18 protein-coding genes are annotated in these 19,845 nt (G+C 68.9%); 9 read left to right on the forward strand and 9 right to left on the reverse strand.

Going from position 1 to position 19,845, the window contains the following annotated elements; all coding sequences use genetic code 11:
* A complete protein-coding gene (locus ACYVI5_RS12190) occupies positions 1–588 on the reverse strand; it encodes a Clp protease N-terminal domain-containing protein (protein WP_460580395.1) in 588 nt (195 codons plus the stop codon).
* Positions 581–820, reverse strand: coding sequence for a hypothetical protein (locus ACYVI5_RS12195; protein WP_460537782.1), 240 nt, complete (start codon positions 818–820; stop codon positions 581–583). The genes ACYVI5_RS12190 and ACYVI5_RS12195 overlap by 8 nt, the downstream gene beginning before the upstream one ends.
* 206 nt (positions 821–1,026) lie before the next feature.
* Between ACYVI5_RS12195 and ACYVI5_RS12200 the strand changes: the two genes are divergently transcribed.
* Positions 1,027–1,494 carry a hypothetical protein gene (locus ACYVI5_RS12200; protein WP_460580396.1) on the forward strand — a complete coding sequence of 156 codons (468 nt, stop codon included), beginning with the start codon at positions 1,027–1,029 and terminating at the stop codon, positions 1,492–1,494.
* 97 nt (positions 1,495–1,591) lie between these two features.
* Positions 1,592–2,584, forward strand: coding sequence for a diacylglycerol/lipid kinase family protein (locus ACYVI5_RS12205; protein WP_460580397.1), 993 nt, complete (start codon positions 1,592–1,594; stop codon positions 2,582–2,584).
* A gap of 47 nt (positions 2,585–2,631) precedes the next feature.
* Here ACYVI5_RS12205 and ACYVI5_RS12210 read toward each other — a convergent pair whose 3' ends face one another.
* Positions 2,632–3,588 (reverse strand): NADP-dependent oxidoreductase, encoded by a 957-nt coding sequence (locus ACYVI5_RS12210; protein ID WP_460580398.1) that lies wholly within the window; start codon positions 3,586–3,588, stop codon positions 2,632–2,634.
* Between the two features lie 127 nt (positions 3,589–3,715).
* Here ACYVI5_RS12210 and ACYVI5_RS12215 point away from each other — a divergent pair, with 127 nt between their 5' ends.
* Complete coding sequence (locus ACYVI5_RS12215) at positions 3,716–4,285, forward strand: TetR/AcrR family transcriptional regulator (protein ID WP_460580399.1); 570 nt, start codon at positions 3,716–3,718, stop codon at positions 4,283–4,285.
* 108 nt (positions 4,286–4,393) lie between these two features.
* The gene (locus ACYVI5_RS12220) at positions 4,394–5,347 is read left to right on the forward strand and encodes a sulfurtransferase (protein ID WP_460580400.1); all 954 of its coding nucleotides are present in this window, start codon (positions 4,394–4,396) and stop codon (positions 5,345–5,347) included.
* Between the two features lie 18 nt (positions 5,348–5,365).
* Here ACYVI5_RS12220 and ACYVI5_RS12225 read toward each other — a convergent pair whose 3' ends face one another.
* Together ACYVI5_RS12225 and ACYVI5_RS12230 are read right to left on the reverse strand one after the other, a co-directional pair.
* Complete coding sequence (locus tag ACYVI5_RS12225) at positions 5,366–7,951, reverse strand: DEAD/DEAH box helicase (protein ID WP_460580401.1); 2,586 nt, start codon at positions 7,949–7,951, stop codon at positions 5,366–5,368.
* A gap of 42 nt (positions 7,952–7,993) precedes the next feature.
* A complete protein-coding gene (locus ACYVI5_RS12230) occupies positions 7,994–8,557 on the reverse strand; it encodes a LysR family transcriptional regulator substrate-binding protein (protein ID WP_460580402.1) in 564 nt (187 codons plus the stop codon).
* 66 nt (positions 8,558–8,623) lie between these two features.
* On the opposite strand from ACYVI5_RS12230, the gene ACYVI5_RS12235 reads away from it, so the two are divergent.
* Positions 8,624–8,989, forward strand: a complete 366-nt coding sequence (locus tag ACYVI5_RS12235; RefSeq protein WP_460537787.1) for a DUF5997 family protein — start codon at positions 8,624–8,626, stop codon at positions 8,987–8,989.
* Positions 8,990–9,011: 22 nt separating this feature from the next.
* Here the strand turns inward: ACYVI5_RS12235 and ACYVI5_RS12240 are convergent, their stop codons facing one another.
* Both ACYVI5_RS12240 and ACYVI5_RS12245 read right to left on the reverse strand, forming a co-directional pair.
* Entirely contained in the window at positions 9,012–12,038 is a 3,027-nt protein-coding gene (locus ACYVI5_RS12240) for a helix-turn-helix transcriptional regulator (protein WP_460580403.1), read from the reverse strand.
* Between the two features lie 80 nt (positions 12,039–12,118).
* Positions 12,119–12,319 carry a hypothetical protein gene (locus tag ACYVI5_RS12245; protein ID WP_460580404.1) on the reverse strand — a complete coding sequence of 67 codons (201 nt, stop codon included), beginning with the start codon at positions 12,317–12,319 and terminating at the stop codon, positions 12,119–12,121.
* 120 nt (positions 12,320–12,439) lie between these two features.
* Between ACYVI5_RS12245 and ACYVI5_RS12250 the strand changes: the two genes are divergently transcribed.
* A complete protein-coding gene (locus tag ACYVI5_RS12250; RefSeq protein ID WP_460580405.1) occupies positions 12,440–12,715 on the forward strand; it encodes an acylphosphatase in 276 nt (91 codons plus the stop codon).
* Between the two features lie 25 nt (positions 12,716–12,740).
* Here ACYVI5_RS12250 and ACYVI5_RS12255 read toward each other — a convergent pair whose 3' ends face one another.
* Positions 12,741–14,039, reverse strand: coding sequence for a M18 family aminopeptidase (locus tag ACYVI5_RS12255; RefSeq protein ID WP_460580406.1), 1,299 nt, complete (start codon positions 14,037–14,039; stop codon positions 12,741–12,743).
* Positions 14,040–14,109: 70 nt separating this feature from the next.
* Between ACYVI5_RS12255 and ACYVI5_RS12260 the strand changes: the two genes are divergently transcribed.
* The 3 genes from ACYVI5_RS12260 (at position 14,110) to ACYVI5_RS12270 (ending at position 16,287) form a co-directional block, all read left to right on the forward strand.
* A complete protein-coding gene (locus ACYVI5_RS12260; protein ID WP_460580407.1) occupies positions 14,110–14,616 on the forward strand; it encodes a glutathione peroxidase in 507 nt (168 codons plus the stop codon).
* 72 nt (positions 14,617–14,688) lie between these two features.
* A complete protein-coding gene (locus ACYVI5_RS12265; RefSeq protein WP_460580408.1) occupies positions 14,689–14,919 on the forward strand; it encodes a hypothetical protein in 231 nt (76 codons plus the stop codon).
* A gap of 150 nt (positions 14,920–15,069) precedes the next feature.
* Positions 15,070–16,287 carry a M23 family metallopeptidase gene (locus ACYVI5_RS12270; protein ID WP_460580409.1) on the forward strand — a complete coding sequence of 406 codons (1,218 nt, stop codon included), beginning with the start codon at positions 15,070–15,072 and terminating at the stop codon, positions 16,285–16,287.
* On the opposite strand, the gene ACYVI5_RS12275 is transcribed toward ACYVI5_RS12270, so the two are convergent.
* On the reverse strand, positions 16,271–19,840 hold the full coding sequence (locus ACYVI5_RS12275; protein ID WP_460580410.1) for a TM0106 family RecB-like putative nuclease: 3,570 nt from the start codon (positions 19,838–19,840) through the stop codon (positions 16,271–16,273). The genes ACYVI5_RS12270 and ACYVI5_RS12275 overlap by 17 nt on opposite strands.
* Positions 19,841–19,845: the final 5 nt, after the last annotated feature.

The following is a 19,845-nucleotide window of genomic DNA, read 5'->3' on the forward strand; positions in this document are numbered from 1 at the left end:
TCAGCGCTCGCGACGGGCCTGCTGCGCGCGCTTGACGGCCTCGCGCCGTAGTGCTTGACGCTCCTGCGCGGACTGGCCCTGGTGCGCGGTGAGCGGGGCATTCCCGAGGTCCGCGAGCCGCTCGCGCTCGACCCGGCCGATCAGTCCATCGCGGTCGACCCCGGCGAATTCGAGCGCCCTGGCTACGGTTCCGACATTGGCGGTGATGACGCCGTAGAGCACGTCGAGTTCAGCCCGTCTGTGCCTCCCCCGGCCCGGAGGCTGCGCTCGCCGGAACAACTCACGCGTCGTCGACGCCCAACCCGGGCGGGTCATCGACCGGGGTGTGGCGTTCAGCAGCGACGCGTCCAACTCGTGAATGCCCACGACGGCCAGCGAGCGGGCGCGCTCCGTGTCGAGCGCACGGTCGAGCGCTTCGTAATCCAGCCCGACGTCGGCCAGTATGCCCGCCGCAATGGAGTCGGCTTCGGAGGCCAGCGCGAGCAGCAGGTGCTCCGGCGCTACCGCAGCGGACCCGCGTCGCTGTGCCTCTTCGATGGCGGTGACGACCACGGCACGGATCTGCTGGGGAACGGGAAAGTCATCCACGGCGCCTCCTCAGCTCGATATCGGAATCGGCGACACGCTTGAGGTGCTTCTTGTGCACCGCCTGACGCGAGACGCCGAGTGCCTCGGCGACGAGACCCCAGCTCCAGCCGTCGCGGAGCGCGTGTTCGACGGCCGCATCCTCGAGGCGGTCGGCCAGGTCGCGGAGAGCGACCACGGCGGCCAGCTCGTCGGCGGCGCCGCCCGTGGGCGGAGGTATTCGTACGGGATTCACGTTAAGCAACATAGGTTGCTTCGGAAGCACAGTCAACCTGCGTTGCTTATCTCTCAGCTTCCCTTCGGATAAGCAACGTTAGTTGCCTGTTCGAAGCGACTGTTGCCAGGTTCAGGCGATCGCTGCGAGGTGGCCACCCAGGATGTGCAGTGATCGACGTTCTCCGGTCGCATGGTGCGCACAGGAGGGCGGCGTAATGTCCGATCATGAATACGACTACTACAGCGGCCGATGCGGACATCGGCGTTCTTGGTTTGCGATCGGTGCTCGTGGGTTCGTTGCCTCCGGCGCTCTTGACCGCGGCGGCGCCTGATCGGTACTCGGTCGAAGCCGTTTTCTCGCGGCGGCCCGAGCAGGACGAGGTGACCGAGATCCTCGGCAGCGACACACGGTCCTTCCTGAGCGAGCACGGGCATCCGACCGTCGAACTGAGCATCTCCGATCGGCGACTGGGCATCGCGAACACGAACCTCGAGGAATTGCGCGACGGGCTTGCCGGTCTCATCGTCGAGCGTCTGGCCGAGATCAGCGCGCAGGTCAAAGCGAAGCATGTGCTCGCGCTGGCCCAGTCCAAGATCGCATCGGAACTCGAGCTGGACCGTGCGGCCGCGGTCGTCAGGCTCGCCGAGTCAATCGACTTCTCCGTCCGTCCTCCGGCCCCAACGGGCAACTGAGCCGAGGCAACCGGGACACGTCGAACCTGCCGCCGAGAACGAGTCTGATCCAACACTGAGACGCACTGATGCTCCGGGGCCTGCGTAGGCTGACAACATGGGTGGCGGCGGGGTGAAGGCGGCGGCCGTGCCGCACGCCGCCGTCGTCTTCAATCCGGTCAAGCTGTCGGCCACCGGTCTGCAGGCGCTCAGGGACGAGGTCACCCGTCACGAGGACAGCCTCGGCTGGGGTGCCACGACTTGGCACGAGACCTCAGTGAGTGAGGATGAGCGAGCGTGGCGTGAAGCGAGAGCGTCTCATCCCACGCTCATCGTTGTGGCAGGAGGCGACGGCACCGTACGCACCGTCGCCGAACACGCTCACGGAACTCCGCTCGGTGTCGTTCCGCTCGGGTCCGGGAATCTCTTGGCGAGGAACCTGGGACTGCCGGTGAACGACCGCGCCGAGGCGGTGCGGATCGCGTTTCACGGTGCTGATCGTCGAATCGACCTGGCCGGCGCCGAACTCGCGGACGAGAACGGGCACATAACCCGTTCCGTGTACCTGGTCATGGCCGGGATCGGACTCGACGCACGGATGGCGAGTGGTACGAACAGCGCGATGAAGAAGCGCGTGGGCTGGCTGGCCTACACCGATCCGATACTTCGTTCGGTGTTCTCTGGCGAGCGTTTCTCGGTCAGCTATGCGCTCGACGGCGGGCGCCGCCGCACGGTGCGTGCGCACACGATGATCGTCGGCAACTGCGGCACGCTGACGGCTGGGATTCTCCTGCTTCCGGACGCGGCGCCCGACGACGGCCTGCTCGACATCGTGGCGCTCAACCCAGCCGGCTTCGGAGGGTGGGCGAGCGTCGGCTCGCGGCTCGCCCTGAACGGAATGCTGCACCGCTCTCGCGGCGGGCGTCTCCTGCTACGCTCTGCGCCAGGCGTATCCGCTATCCGGTACGGGCAGGCCCGAACCATAGTCGCCAGATTCAACCGACCGCAAGCGATCGAACTCGACGGCGACAGTTTCGGTGACGTGGTTCGCGCCCGCATCACCGTCCGACCCGGCGCCATAGTCGTCCGAGTCCCGGATCAACCCTCCTGAGCCCTGGTCAACCCTGCTGAGGCCGGGTCAACCCTGCTGAGGCCGGATCAACCCTGCTGAGCAGAGTGCGTAGACAGGTCGATGACGACCTTGCCTCGGACGTGCCTGCCCGCCTGCAACTCCACGGCCGACCGGATGTCTTCGACCGGGAAGGTCGCCGCGATCGGCACGCTGATGCGACCGGTCGCGACCAGGCGTGCGATCTCGTCGAGGGCCTCCGGGCCGGCGTTCGCTCCGTTGGCGGCCCGCACACCGTCGACGCGGGCAGCGATGGTGCAGATGCGGTCGTCGGGGACTCCCAGCTCGCGGGCGACCTGCACCGTGTCCGTCCCGTGCAGGTCGAGCGCCGCTGTGACGGGCGCACCGCCCAGACCACGGATGCGCTCCGTCAATCCGTCGCCATACGCGACCGGCACGGCGCCCAGGCTGCTCAGGTACTCCGACGACGAGGGAGAACCTGTGCCGATGACCCGAGCGCCCGAGATGCGCGCCAGCTGAACGGCGAAGACACCCACGCCGCCCCCAGCACCGCCGATCAGCACCGTGTCGTCGGGGCCGAGATTCAGAAGCGCCAGCGCCGCCGCCGCGGTGCTGCCCGCGATCGACAGCGTGGAGGCAGTACGGTCATCGACGCCTTCAGGCGTGTGGTGGGCCACGCCGGTGGAGATGTTCCCCTCTGCTGCGATCACGAGGTGGTCGGCGATGGCACGGGAGAGAGCAGTTCCGAACACGCGGTCGCCGACGGCATAGCCCGCGGCATCCGGTCCGACCTCGTCGACGACGCCGGCGTAGTCGGTGCCGAACCCGGCAGGCAGCGTCAAGCCGAACCGCGCGGCTGTTGCGGCATCCGACGTCATGAACCAGTCCATGGGATTCAGCCCGGCCGCGGTCACCCGCACCCGGATCTCGCCACGGCTCGCGTGCGGCTCCGGCACGTTCTGCACGGACAGGTGTTCGGGACCGCCGAACGTCTCGAGCAGGACCGCCCGGCTTTGCTGCGTCATTCCGCTTCCCATCCTCGTGCTTCGTCGCTTGACCATTGCCGTGGCGCCGACCAGGCGCCATGGTGAACCGCTCGGAAACGGACTATGCTCCGTTTCACCTGGCCACCCTAACCGGAGCGTGATCCGTTTGGCAACATCGGAACCCCGACCGACCCGATCGGATGCGGTGCGCAACCGGGACCAGCTGCTCGCTGTCGCGGCGCGTGTGCTCGCGACCTCGGAGACCGAACCCTCGATGCGCGCCATCGCCCGGGAGGCCGGTGTCGGCATCGGTACGCTCTACCGACACTTTCCGACTCGTGAATCGCTGGTGGAGGCGGTCTACCAAGACCAGGTCGTTCGCCTCACGAAGGGCGCCAAGGATCTGCTTGCCGCTCACACGCCCGCAGTGGCGCTGCGGCGATGGATGGACCTGTTCGGTGACTGGATCGCGACGAAGAACGGCATGCTCGCCACACTGCTGACCATGGTCGAGTCGGGCGAGGTGGCCCATGCGCGAACCAGGAACGAGCTCTTGGCGGCGATCTCGAGCATCCTCACGGCGGGCGTCGCGGCAGGAGACCTCCGCGCAGACGTGACAGCCGAGGAGGTCTCGGCCGGCCTCATCGGGATCTTCACGGTCGCGCACCGGCACGACCAGGGTGTCACGGCTGAGCGACTGCTCGACATCTTCCTCGACGGCCTTCGCGCGCATTGACACCCGTCGCCGACGTTCACGGCCGCATCCGGCGAGGACCGAGCTGCCACGTTACGTCGTGTTGAGCGACGACGCGGGCGATCCCGTGCCGCGCCGTACCGTGGGCTGGTGACAGCGCACGCACCGGCATCCACTCCCGACTCGACCGCGCACAGCTCCGCGCCTGCTCGATTCAGCGGTCGGCAGCACCTCGTCTCCACTGCCGAACTCGCCCGGCTGCTGACCGGGTCCGACGATGCGATCGGATCGGACGTGGTCGTTCTCGACGCCACCGTATTGCAGGTGGCCGGCTTCGACGGGCATCCCTCTTACGTGACAGGGCACGAGCGGTACCTGATGGGCGGCCACATTCCCGGCGCGGTCTTCGCCGACCTGCTCGAGGAGTTCAGCGACGCGTCCGCCGCCCTGCCGTTCACCAAGCCGGATGCCGCCCAGTTCGCGCGCGCCGCCGCATCCGTCGGCGTGAGCCAGCATTCTTCGGTGGTGGTCTATGACGACTCGGTGGGCCAGTGGGCCGCGCGGCTGTGGTGGCTGTTCCGTTCGTTCGGCCACGACGATGTGCGGGTGCTCGACGGCGGCCTGCGCAAGTGGACGGCTGAGGAACGGCCGATCGAGGTCGGGCACGTCGCACCGCAGGCTTCCGCGACCTATACGGCGGTGGAGGCGACTGCGTACTGGGCCGACAAGCAGCGTGTGCTTCGCGCTGTGGCCGGCGACGAGCCGGCGGTTCTGGTGTGCGGACTCCCGCCGCGGGAGTTCGCCGGCGAGACCGGCCATCGGCCCCGGCTCGGACATATTCCGGGCAGCCTCAGCGCGCCGGCGTCGCGGCTCGTCGACCGAGAGACCAACGCGTTCCTGCCCGACGACGCACTCCGCGTGCTGCTTGCGGATGCCGCATCCTCCCCCGAGCCCGTCGTGGCGTATTGCGCGGGCGGTGTCGCGGCCAGCGCCGACGCTCTCGCGCTCACGATCCTCGGTCGCGACGATGTCGCCGTCTACGACGGGTCGCTGAACGAGTGGGCAGCCGACGAAGACGCTCCACTGCAGACCGTCGCCGGTTGAGCGTCGCCTAGGACTCCGCTACAGCCGATTCACGTCGGTGACCCGGAGCACTGCGGCGCCTTCCGCATCCGACGCGTCGAGATCGACCTCGGCCGCGATGCCCCAGTCGTGGTCGCCTTCCGGGTCGGCGAGGATCTGCCGCACGTGCCAGGTACGCGCGCCCGCGGCATCCGACTCGTCCACGATGAGCATCGCGGCGCTGCGGGCGTTCGTGTCGGTGCCGATCGAGTCGTGCTCACCGTAGTATGCGTCGAGCGCCTGCGCCCAGGCGTCCTCACCGAAGTCCGGGTCGAGCTCGGCGAGCTTGTCGACGCGGTCCAGCCCCGCCCACTGCACACGCCGGAACAGCTCGTTGCGCACGAGTACGAGGAAGGCGCGACGGTTCGACGTGAGCGTGCGTGGAGCAGGCGGCACGATCGCGGTCTCGGCGGCGTGCCGTGCGGCATCCGGATGCACCAGACTCTGCTCTGCTGCCTGCAACGTGGCCCACTCGTCCAGCAGGCTGGAGTCCACCTGGCGCACCAGTTCGCCGAGCCACTCGATCACGTCGCGCAGCTCCTCGTTCTTCGCCTCGTCGGGCACGGTCTGCCGGAGGGCCCGGAAGGCGTCGGACAGGTAGCGCAGCACCACGCCTTCGCTTCGCGCCAGGTTGTAGAACGAGACGAACTCCGCGAACGTCATCGCCCGTTCGAACAGGTCGCGCACGACCGACTTGGGGCCCAGCTCGAAGTCGCGCACCCACGGCTGACTGGAGCTGTACGTCTCGAAGGACTGCTGAAGGATGCCCTCCAGCGGCTTGGGCCACGTCACCTCCTCGAGCAGCTCCATGCGTTCCTCGTACTCGATGCCCTCCGCCTTCATCGCGGCGATGGCCTCACCGCGGGCGAGGTGCTGCTGGGCGAGCAGCACCGGGCGCGGGTCGTCCAGCGTCGCCTCGACGACCGACACGATGTCGAGTGCGTAGTCCCCCGTGCCGACACCCTGCTCCTCTGGCGAGAACAGCTCGAACGCCGCGAGAGCGAACGGCGACAGCGGCTGGTTGAGGGCGAAGTTCGGCTGCAGGTCGACCGTGAGGCGAGGGATGCCGTCGGCGTCCTTCTCGACGACTCCCGCCGTCACCAGGGTGCGGTAGATGCCCAAGGCGCGGCGCGCCAGTTCGAGCTGCCGCTTCCACGGTTCGTGGTTCTCGAACACCAGCGACCGCACGTTGCCGAAGACATCGCCGCCGCGACCGATGACGTTCACGATCATCGCGCTCGTGATCTGCAGGTGCGGCGTGAGCGTCTCGGGCTCCGCATCGATGAGTCGCCGGAACGACGGCTCGCCCCACGACACGAAGCCCTCCGGCGCCTTCTTGCGCACGATCTTGCGCTTCTTCTTCGGATCGTCACCCGCCTTGGTCACGGCGCGCGCGTTCTCGATGTCGTGCTCGGGAGCCTGCGCGACGACGGTGCCTGCGGTGTCGTACCCGGCACGACCAGCTCGTCCGGCGATCTGGTGGAACTCGCGCGCGGTGAGCTGCCGCATCCTGGTGCCGTCGAACTTCGTGAGCGCCGTCAGCAGCACGCTTCGGATGGGCACGTTGATGCCCACTCCCAACGTGTCCGTTCCGCACACGACGCGCAACAGGCCACGTTGCGCGAGCTGCTCGACGAGCCTGCGGTACTTCGGCAGCATGCCTGCGTGGTGCACGCCGATGCCGAGCCGCAGCAACCGGGACAGGGTGCGACCGAACCCCGCGGCGAACCGGAACCCGCCGATCGCTTCGGCTATCGCATCCCGCTGCTCGCGGCTGGCGACGGATGCACCGGCAAGCGCCTGTGCACGCTCGAGCGCATCCTTCTGCGAGAAGTGCACGACATAGACCGGCGCCTTGCCGGCATCCAGCAGCTCCTGAATCGTCTCGTGCACCGGCGTCAACGCGTAGGCGTAGTCCAGCGGAACCGGGCGTTCGACGCCGGTGACTGCGACCGTCTCGCGTGAGGTTCGGCGCGAGAGATCGTCGGCGATGCCGCTCACGTCGCCGAGGGTGGCACTCATCAACACGAACTGCGCCCGCTCCAGGATGAGCAACGGCACCTGCCACGCCCAGCCGCGGTCCGGGTCGGCATAGAAGTGGAACTCGTCCATCACCACCTGGTCGACCGGGGCATCCGGGCCGAGCCGCAGCGCAAGGTTCGCCAGGATCTCCGCTGTGCAGCAGATGATCGGCGCATCCGCGTTCACCTGAGAGTCGCCCGTCATCATACCCACGTTCTCGGCCCCGAACGTGTCGGCCAGGGCGAAGAACTTCTCCGACACGAGCGCCTTGATCGGCGCCGTGTAGAACGTGCGGCGTCCGTCGGCGAGTGCGGCGGCGTGAGCGCCGACTGCGATGAGCGACTTGCCGGTGCCGGTGGGCGTTGAGACGATCACGTTGGCACCGGAGACGATGCCGATCAGAGACTCCTCCTGCGCCGGGTACAGGCTGAGGCCGCTCTCCCCCGCCCACTCGGCGAACACATCGAAGACCTCGTCCGGTGAGTCCAGACCGTGTACGCGCTGGTCGAGCCGCACTTCCTTGTCAGTCGCGCGACCGGAGTGGATGCTGTCGGCCGCGCTCATCCCCTCAGGCTATCCGGCAGCGCACCCCCCTCCGCAGCACGCTCAGTGGCGTGAGCTGTTCGACGTGCGGCCGCGCACAATGCCGATGAATGTGTCGATGCGGCGCTGCTCCTCGTCGCTTCGAGGCGGCTGTGGTTCACTCAGCCACGCCAGCGCGATGCGGGTGGGTTCGGCATCCGTCACCTCCCGGGCGACGAGGTCGCGGCGTGAGTGCAGCCGGGCGACGGAATGCGGCAGCACCACGCTGCCGACCCCGGCGGCGACCAGCGCCAGCGTGTCTTCGACTGCGGCATCGAACGGATGCACCGGCTCGCCGAGCTCCGCCACCTCCGCGAGAGTCACGCCGTCCGCCGCCGCGATGACGTGGTCCTTCGGCACGACCACCACTGGTCGCTCCTCGTACATCGGGATGGCGTGCAGGCCGTCGCGATCGATCGGGAGCCGCACGAACACCATGTCGACGCGGCCTTCTTGCAACACCGGAAGCTGTTCGGGCTCATCGACTCGTGTGAGCTCGAGCGGGATGCGTCGCATCCGCTCCTCCCAGATGCGCACCCATTTGGCGGGCGTCACGCCGCGCACGTAGGCGAGCCGGAAGGGTTCCACCGTCCAAGGGTAAGGGCCCCTTAGCCTTGAGGGATGAGTGAGACGCTGCAGCCGGGGCCCGGCGCGATGAAGCCGGAGACCGCCGCCAAGAAGCTCGGCGTCTACCTGCCTGCCACGCCCGAGTCGTTCCAGGGCGGTGCGATCACGCGCGAGCAGTTCGCGGCGCTGCAGTCCGAGCCGCCGCAGTGGCTCGTCGACCTCCGGCGCGACGGACCGCATCCGCGCGAGGTCGTCGCGCGCAAGCTCGGTGTGTCGACGAGCGGGCTGGCAAGGGCCGGCGTGAAGGATGCCCTGACCACCGCGCAGATCCGCGAACTGCTGGCCGCTCCCCCGGAGTGGCTGGTGCGGGAGCGTGCGACGCAGGCGGCAGTGCGGGCCGAGAACGCTCGCGTGAAGCAACAGCGCGCGGACAGCATCGACCGTAGGCGCTGAGCGCAACGGAACGCCCCGTCGTCTACGCGGTGGCCGGCTCGCGACCCGCGAGGTAGACCGCCTCGGTGCGAGAGGTGGCGCCGAGCTTGCGCAGAATGGCGGAGACGTGCACGCTTGCCGTCTTCGTGCTGATGTAGAGCCGCTCGCCGATCTGCTTGTTGCTCAGCCCCTGAGCGATGAGGTCGAGCACCTGCCGTTCGCGGTCCGTGAGCCGCGCGGCGGGCGCTTCGGCTGCGGCATCCGTGGCGTGATCCGCTGGACCGTCGAGGCCCGCACGCTGGGCGAACTCGTCGAGCCAGCCCAGCAACAGTCCCGAGCCGAGCCACTCCGCTTGCTGCCGGCAGAGTTCGAGTTCACGATGCGCCTTCTCCCGGTGCGCTGCGGCACGATGCTGCGCCGTACCGAGACCGGTCCCTGTGGGGCCCAGGAGCGCCTGCGCCAGCCGGTACCGTGCATACGGCTCGAGGTGCGCAGGGGCAGCGGGCAACCGCGCCGCATCGACCGCGACCCGCCACGCAGAGACATCCGCTCCATCAGCGGCCAACTCGGCTTCGAAGAGCGGCGCCCACACCGGCGCCGTCGGCCAGTCGAGAGCCGTGGCGAGCACTTCGCGCAGCCCCGTCTCGGCCGAACCGAGGTCGATGTGCTCGAGGATGCCCGCGCCTGCTCCCGAGCGCAGCAAAGTGAGGGTCCGTGCCGCGTCCGCCAGCAGCGGCAGGTCGTATCCGCTCATCGTGCGGTGGTCGCGCAGGAGCACGCTCACGGCTCGCCACGCCCGTTCGGCGTCGCCGAGGGCGAGAGCAAGCTCGGCTTCGACGCGCGCCGTCCCCAGACGGGACTGCACCTCGATCTCGCCCTGAACGCTCATCATCGGTTCCCATGCGCGCCACAGCTCGTCGGCCTTGCGCAGGTCGCCCTGCCAGGTGAGCAGCCACATCTTCATCCGTTGCAGGTGCACGCGGAACCCTGGGGCCGGGTTCAGGGCAAGCGCCGGGTCGAGCAGGGCGGTTGCCTCCTCCCACCGTCCCAGCGCGGTGAGGGGCTCGACCGTGTTCGAGGCCAGCATGACGCCGCTGGTGCGCTGCACGCCGAGCTGACGGGCGCGCTCGACGCCCGCGTTGCCGATCTCGACGGCGTCGGCGTACCGGCCGATCAGGTGCATGACGTCGGACGAGTTCACCCGGTAGCGCAGCATCGCGCCGTCACGGGTCGCCGCGAGCTCTCCGGCCCGTTCGAGGTCGGCGAGCCCGTCTTCTATCCGGCCGAGTCCCACGAGCGAGACGCCGCGGATGTTGTGCGCCACTGATCGCCGCGAGAGCGACTCGGCACTCTCGGCCTGGGACAACGCCTTGGTCGCAACGGACACCGCTTCATCGAATCGCGCCTCGAGCATGAGGCGCCCCGCGAGATCGCTGAGCACAGCCGACGCCGTATCGGAGCAGGCATCCTCACCGAGCTCTGCGAGGGCATGCTCGAGGAGTGCCGTCGAACCCGTGCGAGAGAGGGATGCAAGATATCTGGCCTTGTCGACCAGGAGACCCGCGTGCTGTTCGGCGTCGGCAGGGTCGCACTCGGCCATCGCGGCGTCGATCAGCGTGAGAGCGCGCTCGATGTCGCCGGCATCGCGCCATGCGGCCGATCCGTCTTGCATGAGAGCCGTGTGCGACATGCCTGCAATGGACGCGGCATCGGGAACGCTCTCCCACAGTTCGAGGGCGCGCTCAGCCATGCGTGCGGCTCGTGCGAACGCGTACGCCTGCCGCGCCTCGCGCATCGCGTCGAGCGTCGCGGGAAAGGCGCGCACCGCGTCGTGCGCCTCCATGCGGTGCTGCGAGATCTCATGCGCGACGACGCGGCCCGCGGCGGCGAAGGTCTCGAGGGCATCCGCGTATGCCGTGTGATAGCGCACCCGCTCCCCCGGCAGCACTTCTCCGAGCACGGCGGTGCGCACCAGCGCGTGCCGGAAGTCGTAGCAGGCGTCATCGATCACGAGCACACCGCCGTCGACGGCAGCGCGCACCCCGGCATCCAGCTCGGCCGGAGAGCCGGGATACACCAGGTCGAGCAGGTCGTGACGAACGCAGGATCCACCGACCGCCAGCAGCCGCAGCAGATTCTGCGTGCCGTCGTCCAGCCGCTCGTATCTGGCCAGCAGCAGCTCGCGCAGCGTCTCGGGAAGCGCGCCCGGTGCCGCCCGCATGCCTGCGAGGCTCGCTCCGGCCAGTTCCTCCACGAAGAACGGAACGCCTTCGCTGCGCTCGAACAGGTCATCGATCAGTGCATCGTCGAGCTGCGCATCGTGGACGGACTCCGCCTCGCGCACAGCGGGCGCGCCGTCGGATGCCTCAGCCGTCAGCCTCGCACGGGACTGCGCTGCGATGGCGCGCACCTGCGCCGCGACCTGCTCACGCGTAAGCCGTGCCAGCTCCCATCGCGTGAGCCGCCTCGACCGCTCCAGCTCGGGCAGAACCGGGCGCAGCGGATGCCCGCGCACGATCTCGTCGCTGCGGTACGTGACCACGATGAGAATGCCGGGCCGCTCGAGCATGCTCACCAGGAACCGCAGCAGTTCGATGGTCGAGCGATCGGCCCAGTGGATGTCTTCGATCACCAGAACCAGCCGCCGCTGAAGCGCGACGTTCTCGAAGAGCACCGTCACGAGCTCGTACAGCCGCTCTGTTCCGGCACGCTGCGGCATCCCCTCGGCGGATGCCAGCTCCGGCAGGACGACGGACAGCACGGCACGAGCGGGCCCCGCGGCTTCGAGCAGCGCTTCGGTGCCGATCTCGGCAGCGAGCTCGCGGATGATCGCGGTGAACGGCGCGTACGGCGCGCTCTCCGTTCCGAGGTCGACGCACTTCCCGGTGAGCACGAGCGCGTCGCCGACGTCGCTGCGGAACTCGGCGACCAGCCGGGTCTTGCCGATCCCCGCCTCGCCGCCGATGGCGACCGCACGCGGCTCGTCGGCGCTGCGACGCAACTCGGCCCGCAGCGCCGCCAGGTCGGCCTCCCGGCCGATCATCTCGAGGCTGCTGACCGGTGATCTCACGTGGTCAATGCTGCCACCAGCCACCGACATTCCAGAGGCCGCCGAGACGGAAGCGTTCCGTGCCTCGAGGGCGGCCCGATTCACCTCGCTGCGAGGTGCCGAACCGGCATCCTGCCGGCCGAACGACGACCGCGCGAGCGACGTGGAGCATCGCCGGGTTCGGCATCCGTCTCCGCCGCCCGCTCGGCCGCGATCTCCCGCTGTCTGCGCACTCGGTCGAGCTCCGCGTAGAGGCGCTCCCGGTCGGCGTTCACGGCGTTCATCAGAGCTTCGTTGTACATCGTCTTCGTCCTTCTCTCCGTTGTCTAAGACGATGCTCGCGACTAAGGTAGGCACCCCGGATCGGGCGGATGCCTTATCTTTTCCGCGTCCGTCGGATGGCCGGTCTTAAGGAGCTGTGGATGCCCGACATCACCCGGCTGCACGTGCTGGTGCACGGCCAGGTGCAGGGCGTGGGCTACCGGTATTCGTGCGCCGAACTGGCCAGGGCATCCGGCCTCGGCGGTTGGGTGCGCAACCTGCCGGACGGCGCGGTGGAAGCGGTCTTCGAGGGGTCGCGCGACGACGTCGAAGCGGTCGTCGAATGGTGCAGGAGCGGTCCGACGTGGGCATCCGTCTCCTCCGTCGACGTCACGGAGGAGACGCCGGTCGGCGACGAAGACTTCCGCATCCGCTGACGCCGCTCGGGTCGCCCCGGCGCCCCTACTCGCCGGTGAAGAAAGCGGCGAGGGCTCCAGCGAGCCAGCGAGGGTCGTCCACATGGCACAGCTCGCGGGCGGAGTGCATCGACAGCAGCGGTACGCCGACGTCAACGGTTCGAATCCCGAGCCGTGTCGCCGTGAGCGGTCCGATCGTCGAGCCGCACGGCACCGAGTTGTTCGACACGAACTCCTGATACGGGACTCTGGCCGCTGCGCACAGACGCGCCCACAGGGCCGCGCCGTGCGCATCCGTTGCGTACCGCTGGTTGGCGTTGATCTTCAGCAGCGGGCCGGCGCCGGCGATGGGGCGATTCACCGGGTCGTGCTTCTCCTGATAATTCGGATGCACGGCGTGCCCGGCATCCGCCGACAAGCACCACGACGCAGCGTACGCACGCGCCCGCCCGTCGTCGCCCGCACCGAATGACCGCGAGATGCGCGAGAGCACGTCGTCGAGGATCGGCCCGCTCGCGCCGGAACGGGTCTCGGAACCGAGCTCCTCGTGGTCGAACGCGACGAGAACGCTGATGTGCCCGGATGCCGGCTCGGCGCCATCACCCGCGGCCTGCAGCAGAGCGTGCAGTCCGGCGTACACGGAACTGAGGTTGTCGAGCCTGGGCGACGCGAGCAGGCTGCCGCCCAGGCCGAAGGTGCGCGGCGGCTGCGTGTCGACGGTGACGAGGTCGTAACCGGCGATCTCGGATGCTGCGACACCGCTGCCTGCCAGCACCTGCGCTAAGAGGTCCTCGCTCTGCGGATCTCCCACGCCCCACACGGGCTGCGTGTTGCGCTGCTTGTCGAGCACCAGGCCGTCGTTGTTGACACCGCGGTCGAGGTGGATCGCGAGCTGCGGAATGCGCAGCAGCGGACCCGATCGCACCAGGTGCTCCACGCCGTCGGTCGTGACGACACGACCCGCGAGCTCGAGCTCGCGATCCAGCCACGAGTTCAGCAGTGGACCGCCGTAGACCTCGACGCCTGCCTGCAGCCATCCGGCGGCACCGGTCGTCGGCTTCGGCTTGAGCTTGAACCCGGGCGAGTCGGTGTGTGCCCCCACGATGCGGAACGGAGTCGTCGGCGTCGCGTCGGCGGGCGCAACCCAGGCCACGACCGCGCCATCGCGCACGAGCACGCCGCGACGCGCAGCTTCGCCAGCGGGGCCAGAGGGCCACGCATCCGTCTCCTCCACCCGCGCGAAACCCTCGGCCTCGAGCCGGCGGGCGACCTCCGCCGCCGCGTGGTACGAGGAGGGTGAGGCCTGAATGAACGCGGCGAAGTCGTCGATGTAGCCGGATGCCATGGGTTCATGGTGCCATGCACGGCAAGCGACTTTCCGCCCCAACGCGTGGCAGCCGATCTACGCTGCCATCATGACCGCCCTCTCCGACTCCGCCTGGGATCTCCCGCTCACCACCATCGACGGACAGCCCACGTCGTTGCGCGCCTTCGACGGGATGGCGCTGCTCGTCGTCAATGTCGCGTCCCGCTGCGGACTCTCGCCGCAGTACGAGAAGCTCGAGGAGCTGCAGAAGACGTACGGCGACCGCGGGTTCGCCGTGCTCGGCTTCCCGAGCAACCAGTTCCTCCAGGAGCTCGGCAGCGAAGACGCCATCAAGCAGTACTGCTCGACGACGTGGGGCGTGACGTTCCCGATGTTCGAGCGGGTGAAGGTGAACGGCAAGTCGGCGCATCCGCTCTACCAGGAGCTGAAGAAGACTCCGGATGCCTCGGGCAAGGCCGGTCGCGTGCAGTGGAACTTCGAGAAGTTCCTGGTGTCGCCGGACGGGTCGGTGCAGCGGTTCCGCCCGCGAACCGAGCCGGATGCACCCGAGGTGATCTCCGCCATCGAGACCGCGCTGCCCGCTGCCGCCGCGTGACGGCGCCTGTCCGACCGCTCTGCCGATGTCGCTCTGATCGACCTCTCCGGCGCACCTCGTAGGCTGTCAGCCGTGAAAGCGCTCCTCCCGGTCGGCATCGTGCTCGTCGTGCTCGGCATCGCCGCGGGCTTCGGCTATCAGATCGCTACCGCCGTGACCACCGGGTTGCCGACCAACGGCATCGGCTGGCTGCAGACGTCCGGCTTCGTCCTGGCGGCGATCGGCGCCATCATGATCGGCGTCTCGATCGGCAGGCGCCGGGCGGCGCGGCGAGCGGCGCGGGAGCAGTCGCAGCAAAGGTAGCGAGTCCGGCGAACAGCAACACCGAGCAGGTCGAGGCGAGCGCCGCGAACGCCGGCCGCGCCGACCTCAGGAGGCAGCGCATGTCAATGATCCTCGGTTGACGCTGGCGGTTCCGCCACTGCGAGCCGTCTCCGAGGAGAGAATGAGCGCATGCGCAGTCGACGGCGATCGGTCATCGTGGCGGCGGTGGCGGCTGCCACGTTGGCAGCTGCGGGCTGCACCGCTGTCCCCGCCGGTCCATCGTCGCCCGCGTCGTCCCCGACGAAGGCGTCGGACAGCAGAGAGCCCACTCCGACGAACGGGGTGAGCGCGCTTCTGGTCCAGCCCGTGCAACGCGCGCAGGTCGTCCCGGCCAGCGACGGCCGGAACCACCTGGAGTACGACCTTCTCGTCGTCAACGCGTTCGGCGAGCCGGTCACGCTGACCGACGTCGTCGTCCTTGGCACCGATGGCAAGCGCCTCCTCACTGTTACGGGGCGGTCGCTGGCCGCGGCGACCCAATCGCTCTACACCCACGTGGCATCCCCCGTCGTCGCCGCATCCGCCGCGGTGGTCGTCGAGGTCGATCTGCCGCTGTCATCCGGTGTCCCTGTGCCCGCCCGCGTCTCCAACCGCATCGACTACAAGCTGCCGGCATCCCCGGATGCGGTGATCGTCGACGACACGTCGGTGCAAGGCCCGACGGTCGACGTCGACCGTACCCACGCGGTCCGGATCGAGTCCCCGCTCGCCGGGAAGGGATGGCTCGCCACGAGCGCCTGCTGCTCACCGAACGTGCACCGCGACCTTCTGCTCTCGGAAGGCGGGCTGCGCCTGGCGACGTCGGAGACCTTCGCCGTTGACTGGGCTCTGGCCAAGGGCGACCGCATCTACGAAGGGAACGGAAGCACCAACGAGCAGTTCTACGGCTTCGGGGCTCCCGTGCTAGCTGTGGCTGACGGCACGGTCGTGGCCGCCCAGGACGGCATTGCGGAGTCCGTTCCGTTCAGCTCCTCGGCGCCCGAGACCAAAGAGGGATTCGGCGGCAACAGCATCATGCTCAAGATCGACGACGGCGTGTACGCCTTCTACGGCCATCTGCAGACCGGGAGTCTCACGGTGCGCGTCGGAGAGAAGGTGAAGGCTGGACAGGTGCTGGGCAAGCTCGGCAATACCGGCCCTTCGCAGGGGCCGCACCTGCACTTCGGCCTGCTCGAGAGCCCAGACGCCTTCACCGGTACAAGTCTGCCGTTCGTTCTCACGAAGGCGACGCTGACCGGGACCGTGGACTTCGCGTCGTCCACCGGGGACACGCTCGCCGTCTCGTCCGAATCGCGTTCGCTGAAGAACGTGTATCCGCTCTACGGCACGATCATGGACTTCGGCTGATGCTCCCCTCGGCCAGCGTGATGAACGCACTGAGTTCCGCGACTCCCTCCGGCCTGTGCGGAAGATGCTCGGTCAGCGAAGGCGAGTAGATCAGGTACGCCGCCCACTTGGCGCGCGACACCGCGACGTTCAACCGGTTCTTCATGATGAGGAACCCGAGCCCGCGAGGCGCGTACTCCGCGGATGACGCCGCCAGCGACACGATCGCGATCACCGCCTCCCGACCCTGGAACTTGTCGACGGTGCCGACACGCACGGCAGCGTGCCCGGCATCCGTCAGCGCGGCGTGCACGAGCGCGAGCTGGGCGTTGTACGGCGTGACGACGATGACGTCGTCGTCGGTCAGCCGGCGTTCGCCGTGCTCGTCGTGCCACACGCGGCCGAGCACGTGATCGACGAGCTCGACGACGCGCGTCGCCTCGGCAGTGGACTCCGTCGAGTCGCCCTCGTGCAACATCGGCTGCGGGTGCAGTCCGGGCTCGACACCTTTGAGCCCGCGGGCGCCGGACTCCGGATGCGCCCGCAGTCGCCCCTCGTACGACAGCCACGACACCCGGGCGGCAAGCGCCGGATGCATGCGCCTGGTCTGTGGCAGGAAGAAGCCGAGTTCGGCTGGCAGCACGTCGTGGCCGTCGCTGATCCAGCCGAGGGCCGACTGGTCGACCGGTTCGGGATGCAGCCCCTGACTCACCTGCGGCAACTGCTGCGGATCACCGAGGAGCAGCAGATTACGCGCAGCGACTGCCGATGCCGCGGTGGAGGCGAGCGAGAACTGCCCGGCCTCATCGATGACGAGCAGATCGAGACTCTTCGCGGGCACCCGTGCAGGGTGGCTGAAGTCCCAAGCGGTTCCGCCGACCACGAACCCTGACTGCAGGTGATCGAGAGCGAACTGCAGCTGGCCATCCTTCGGCAGCACAGTGAACGGGGATGCCGGGTCTGGCGCAGTTCGCGCGCCGCCTTGGGGTACCTTGCCGACCAGGCCGGCATCGAGACCCGCGGTGTTCACGATCGACGCGAGCAGGTTCTCGACAACCGAGTGCGACTGCGCCACGACACCGATCTTCCAGTGGTGGTCGCGCACGAGCGACGCGATGACGTGCGCGCCGAGGTAGGTCTTTCCGGTCCCGGGAGGCCCTTGCACGGCGAGGTAGGAGTCCTCAAGGTCGGCGACGGTCTCCGTCACCCCGGCGATGAGGGTGTCGACGGATGCCCGGCCCGCTCGCTCGGCTACGGTCGCCTCCCGTGTGCGCGGCGGGATGCGCCGCATCAGGTCCGTCACAGGGTCGCGCGGCCACGCAGGCTGCGCGTCGACGATGGACTGGCACCAGGACTCGATCGCCGGCACCTGGGTACCGGCACGCGGGGGTGGTCCTGGTGTGACGGCGCTCGGCAGGTCTGAATACGGCAGCACGTCGTCGGCCCTGGTCTCATCGACGAGCACCCAGTCGTCGCCCACATCCGAGAGACGAACGCCCCTGGCACTGCGCGCTCCACGGTCTCCGCTGGTGGCCTTGAACGGCCCGGGGTACTCGTACAGCAGGTAGGCGTCGCCGCCGGCCTTGGCGGTGCTGCCCGGGCCGAACTGGCCGGTGAGGCGCAAAATGCGGTGGTCGACGCGTTGCCCTTCCTCCCTGTGCCAGTCCCGCTCTACGCTCGCCCGCTCCACGACGAAGACATCTCTCGTGTTCGCCCATGCCTCGATGGGATCGACCAGCCGGGCGAAGTGCGACCACCAGAAGCTCTTCTGCTCTCGACGGTGGTAGTCGAGCGTGGCTGCGGCGAACGCGGCGGCGGTCTGGTCCGCGGTGCGCTGACGCGTGGCATCCGCTCCGGACGCATGCGGCACACCCGCCTCGCCTGCAAGCGCGAGCAGATCGTCGCGCAGCGTCGACGGCTCGAGCTCGGGCACGCGACCGTCGGGAGCCGGCAGGCCGACCGGGATTCCGGCATCCGCTGCGCGCTCCAGCAGCCAGTCCCGAAGGCGCAAGGTGGAGAGACAGTCGTAGCGGTTGTACGCGGCGATCTCGTCCAGGCGCCGCTGCCCCTCCTCGAGATCGCCGGAGAGCATCAGCGCGCGAGCCGCCGCGTACTCCTCGATGGAGGTGCCGGCATCCTGCACCTCCCCGCTTCGCAGCTGAACGCCCATGTAGAGCGGTTCGAGCTTCTTGATCGAGTACGACCGCGACCCCACCCGCACCGACTTGCGCACCAGCGGGTAGAGGTCGACGAGCACGTTGTCGCGCAGCAGGTCGTCCACCGCGTCTTCGCCCACGCCGTGCCGTGCCGCCAGTTGCAGCAGGTGCGTGCGCTCGTACGACGCGTAGTGGTAGATGTGCATGCCCGGATGCGCCGCCCTGCGTCGCTCGACATCGCTCAGGAACGCGATCAGCGCCTCTCGTTCCTCGGCGAAGGTGTGAGCCCAGAACGGGTGGAACTCACCGTCGGTCTGCAGCACCCCGAAGAGGTAGTCGATCCCCCACTGCTGGTCGGTGCCCTCGGTGTAGAGCGGATCGCCCTCGAAGTCGAAGAAGATGTCGCCGGGGTCGGGCTCGGGCAGCGCCGCGAGCGCAGCGGGCCTGTACACGACGAACGGCGGCGGCCCGCCGGCCTTCGCGGCCAGCTGCAGCCGCGCCTGCTCCCGCACAGCTGCCACGGTGGTCGGCGCGATCCGCTCGACCTCGGCACCATCGGGAAGCACTGCCAGGTCGTCGATGGTACGGATTCCTGCGGCCACGAAGCGCGGACGTTGCGTCACGCGCACCCCCGCCACGAGCAGCACGTCGCGGTTCGCCTCCACCTCGGCCGCGCACGTGTCGCATCGGCCGCACGCAGAGAATCGCTCGTCGCCCCAGTGCACGGCCTCCCCGTCGGAGAGGTGCTGCCGCACGATGTCGTGCAGCCTGGCGATGCGCTTGCGATACACCGGCAGGATGTCCGCCAGCCGGTGGGTGCTGACGCTCCCGTCGCCGAGCAGCAGCCGCACCTCCTCCGACGGCTCCACGCCGATGCGGCGCAACTGCAGGGCGTACGCGGCCACCTGCAGCAGCGCCGTCACCTTGGCACGCCGGGCGAGTTTCGTGTCTTCGACCGTATACCGCCCGTCCGGCTCGCAAACGATGAAGTCGGCGTACCCGACGAACGCGATCGGCAGGTCACCGTCGGCGATCCCGCCGGAGTCACTCCCCCCGCCGGCCGCTTCGAAGAACACTCCCTGATAGACGACGGGAGCGCCGGCGCGAAACGCCGCCGCCGTTGCCTGTGCGGCAGCGGTGAGGCCCTCGGCATCCGGGTGCTCCGGTCGGTCGAACACCGCGACGGCCTCGCCGAAACGCTGCAGGTACCGGTCGAGCACCCGATGCTCGTGCTCGTCGCCGAGCCGCGACGTGCGTTCGAGCATGGCATCCAGAGGCCGCTCCACGACCGGGCCCCAGCCGAGCTTGCCGTCGAGCCTGCGCAGAAAGTCGAACTCGCACGCCGACGCGGTGGTGAGGTCGCTGGGGCTCAGCACCACCGTGTCGGATGCGGATGCGGAACCGCTCAGCAGGAACATGCGGC

The sequence above is a fragment of the Humibacter ginsengisoli genome (assembly GCF_054780095.1).

Bases quoted from the DNA above. Each gene is read 5' to 3' on its own strand.
- ACYVI5_RS12270 (WP_460580409.1), top strand. From the start codon at position 15,070: ATGCGCAGTCGACGGCGATCGGTCATCGTGGCGGCGGTGGCGGCTGCC.
- ACYVI5_RS12275 (WP_460580410.1), bottom strand. From the start codon at position 19,840: ATGTTCCTGCTGAGCGGTTCCGCATCCGCATCCGACACGGTGGTGCTG.
- ACYVI5_RS12205 (WP_460580397.1), top strand. From the start codon at position 1,592: ATGGGTGGCGGCGGGGTGAAGGCGGCGGCCGTGCCGCACGCCGCCGTC.
- ACYVI5_RS12250 (WP_460580405.1), top strand. From the start codon at position 12,440: ATGCCCGACATCACCCGGCTGCACGTGCTGGTGCACGGCCAGGTGCAG.
- ACYVI5_RS12200 (WP_460580396.1), top strand. From the start codon at position 1,027: ATGAATACGACTACTACAGCGGCCGATGCGGACATCGGCGTTCTTGGT.
- ACYVI5_RS12210 (WP_460580398.1), bottom strand. From the start codon at position 3,588: ATGACGCAGCAAAGCCGGGCGGTCCTGCTCGAGACGTTCGGCGGTCCC.
- ACYVI5_RS12260 (WP_460580407.1), top strand. From the start codon at position 14,110: ATGACCGCCCTCTCCGACTCCGCCTGGGATCTCCCGCTCACCACCATC.
- ACYVI5_RS12225 (WP_460580401.1), bottom strand. From the start codon at position 7,951: ATGAGCGCGGCCGACAGCATCCACTCCGGTCGCGCGACTGACAAGGAA.
- ACYVI5_RS12255 (WP_460580406.1), bottom strand. From the start codon at position 14,039: ATGGCATCCGGCTACATCGACGACTTCGCCGCGTTCATTCAGGCCTCA.
- ACYVI5_RS12235 (WP_460537787.1), top strand. From the start codon at position 8,624: ATGAAGCCGGAGACCGCCGCCAAGAAGCTCGGCGTCTACCTGCCTGCC.
- ACYVI5_RS12245 (WP_460580404.1), bottom strand. From the start codon at position 12,319: ATGTACAACGAAGCTCTGATGAACGCCGTGAACGCCGACCGGGAGCGC.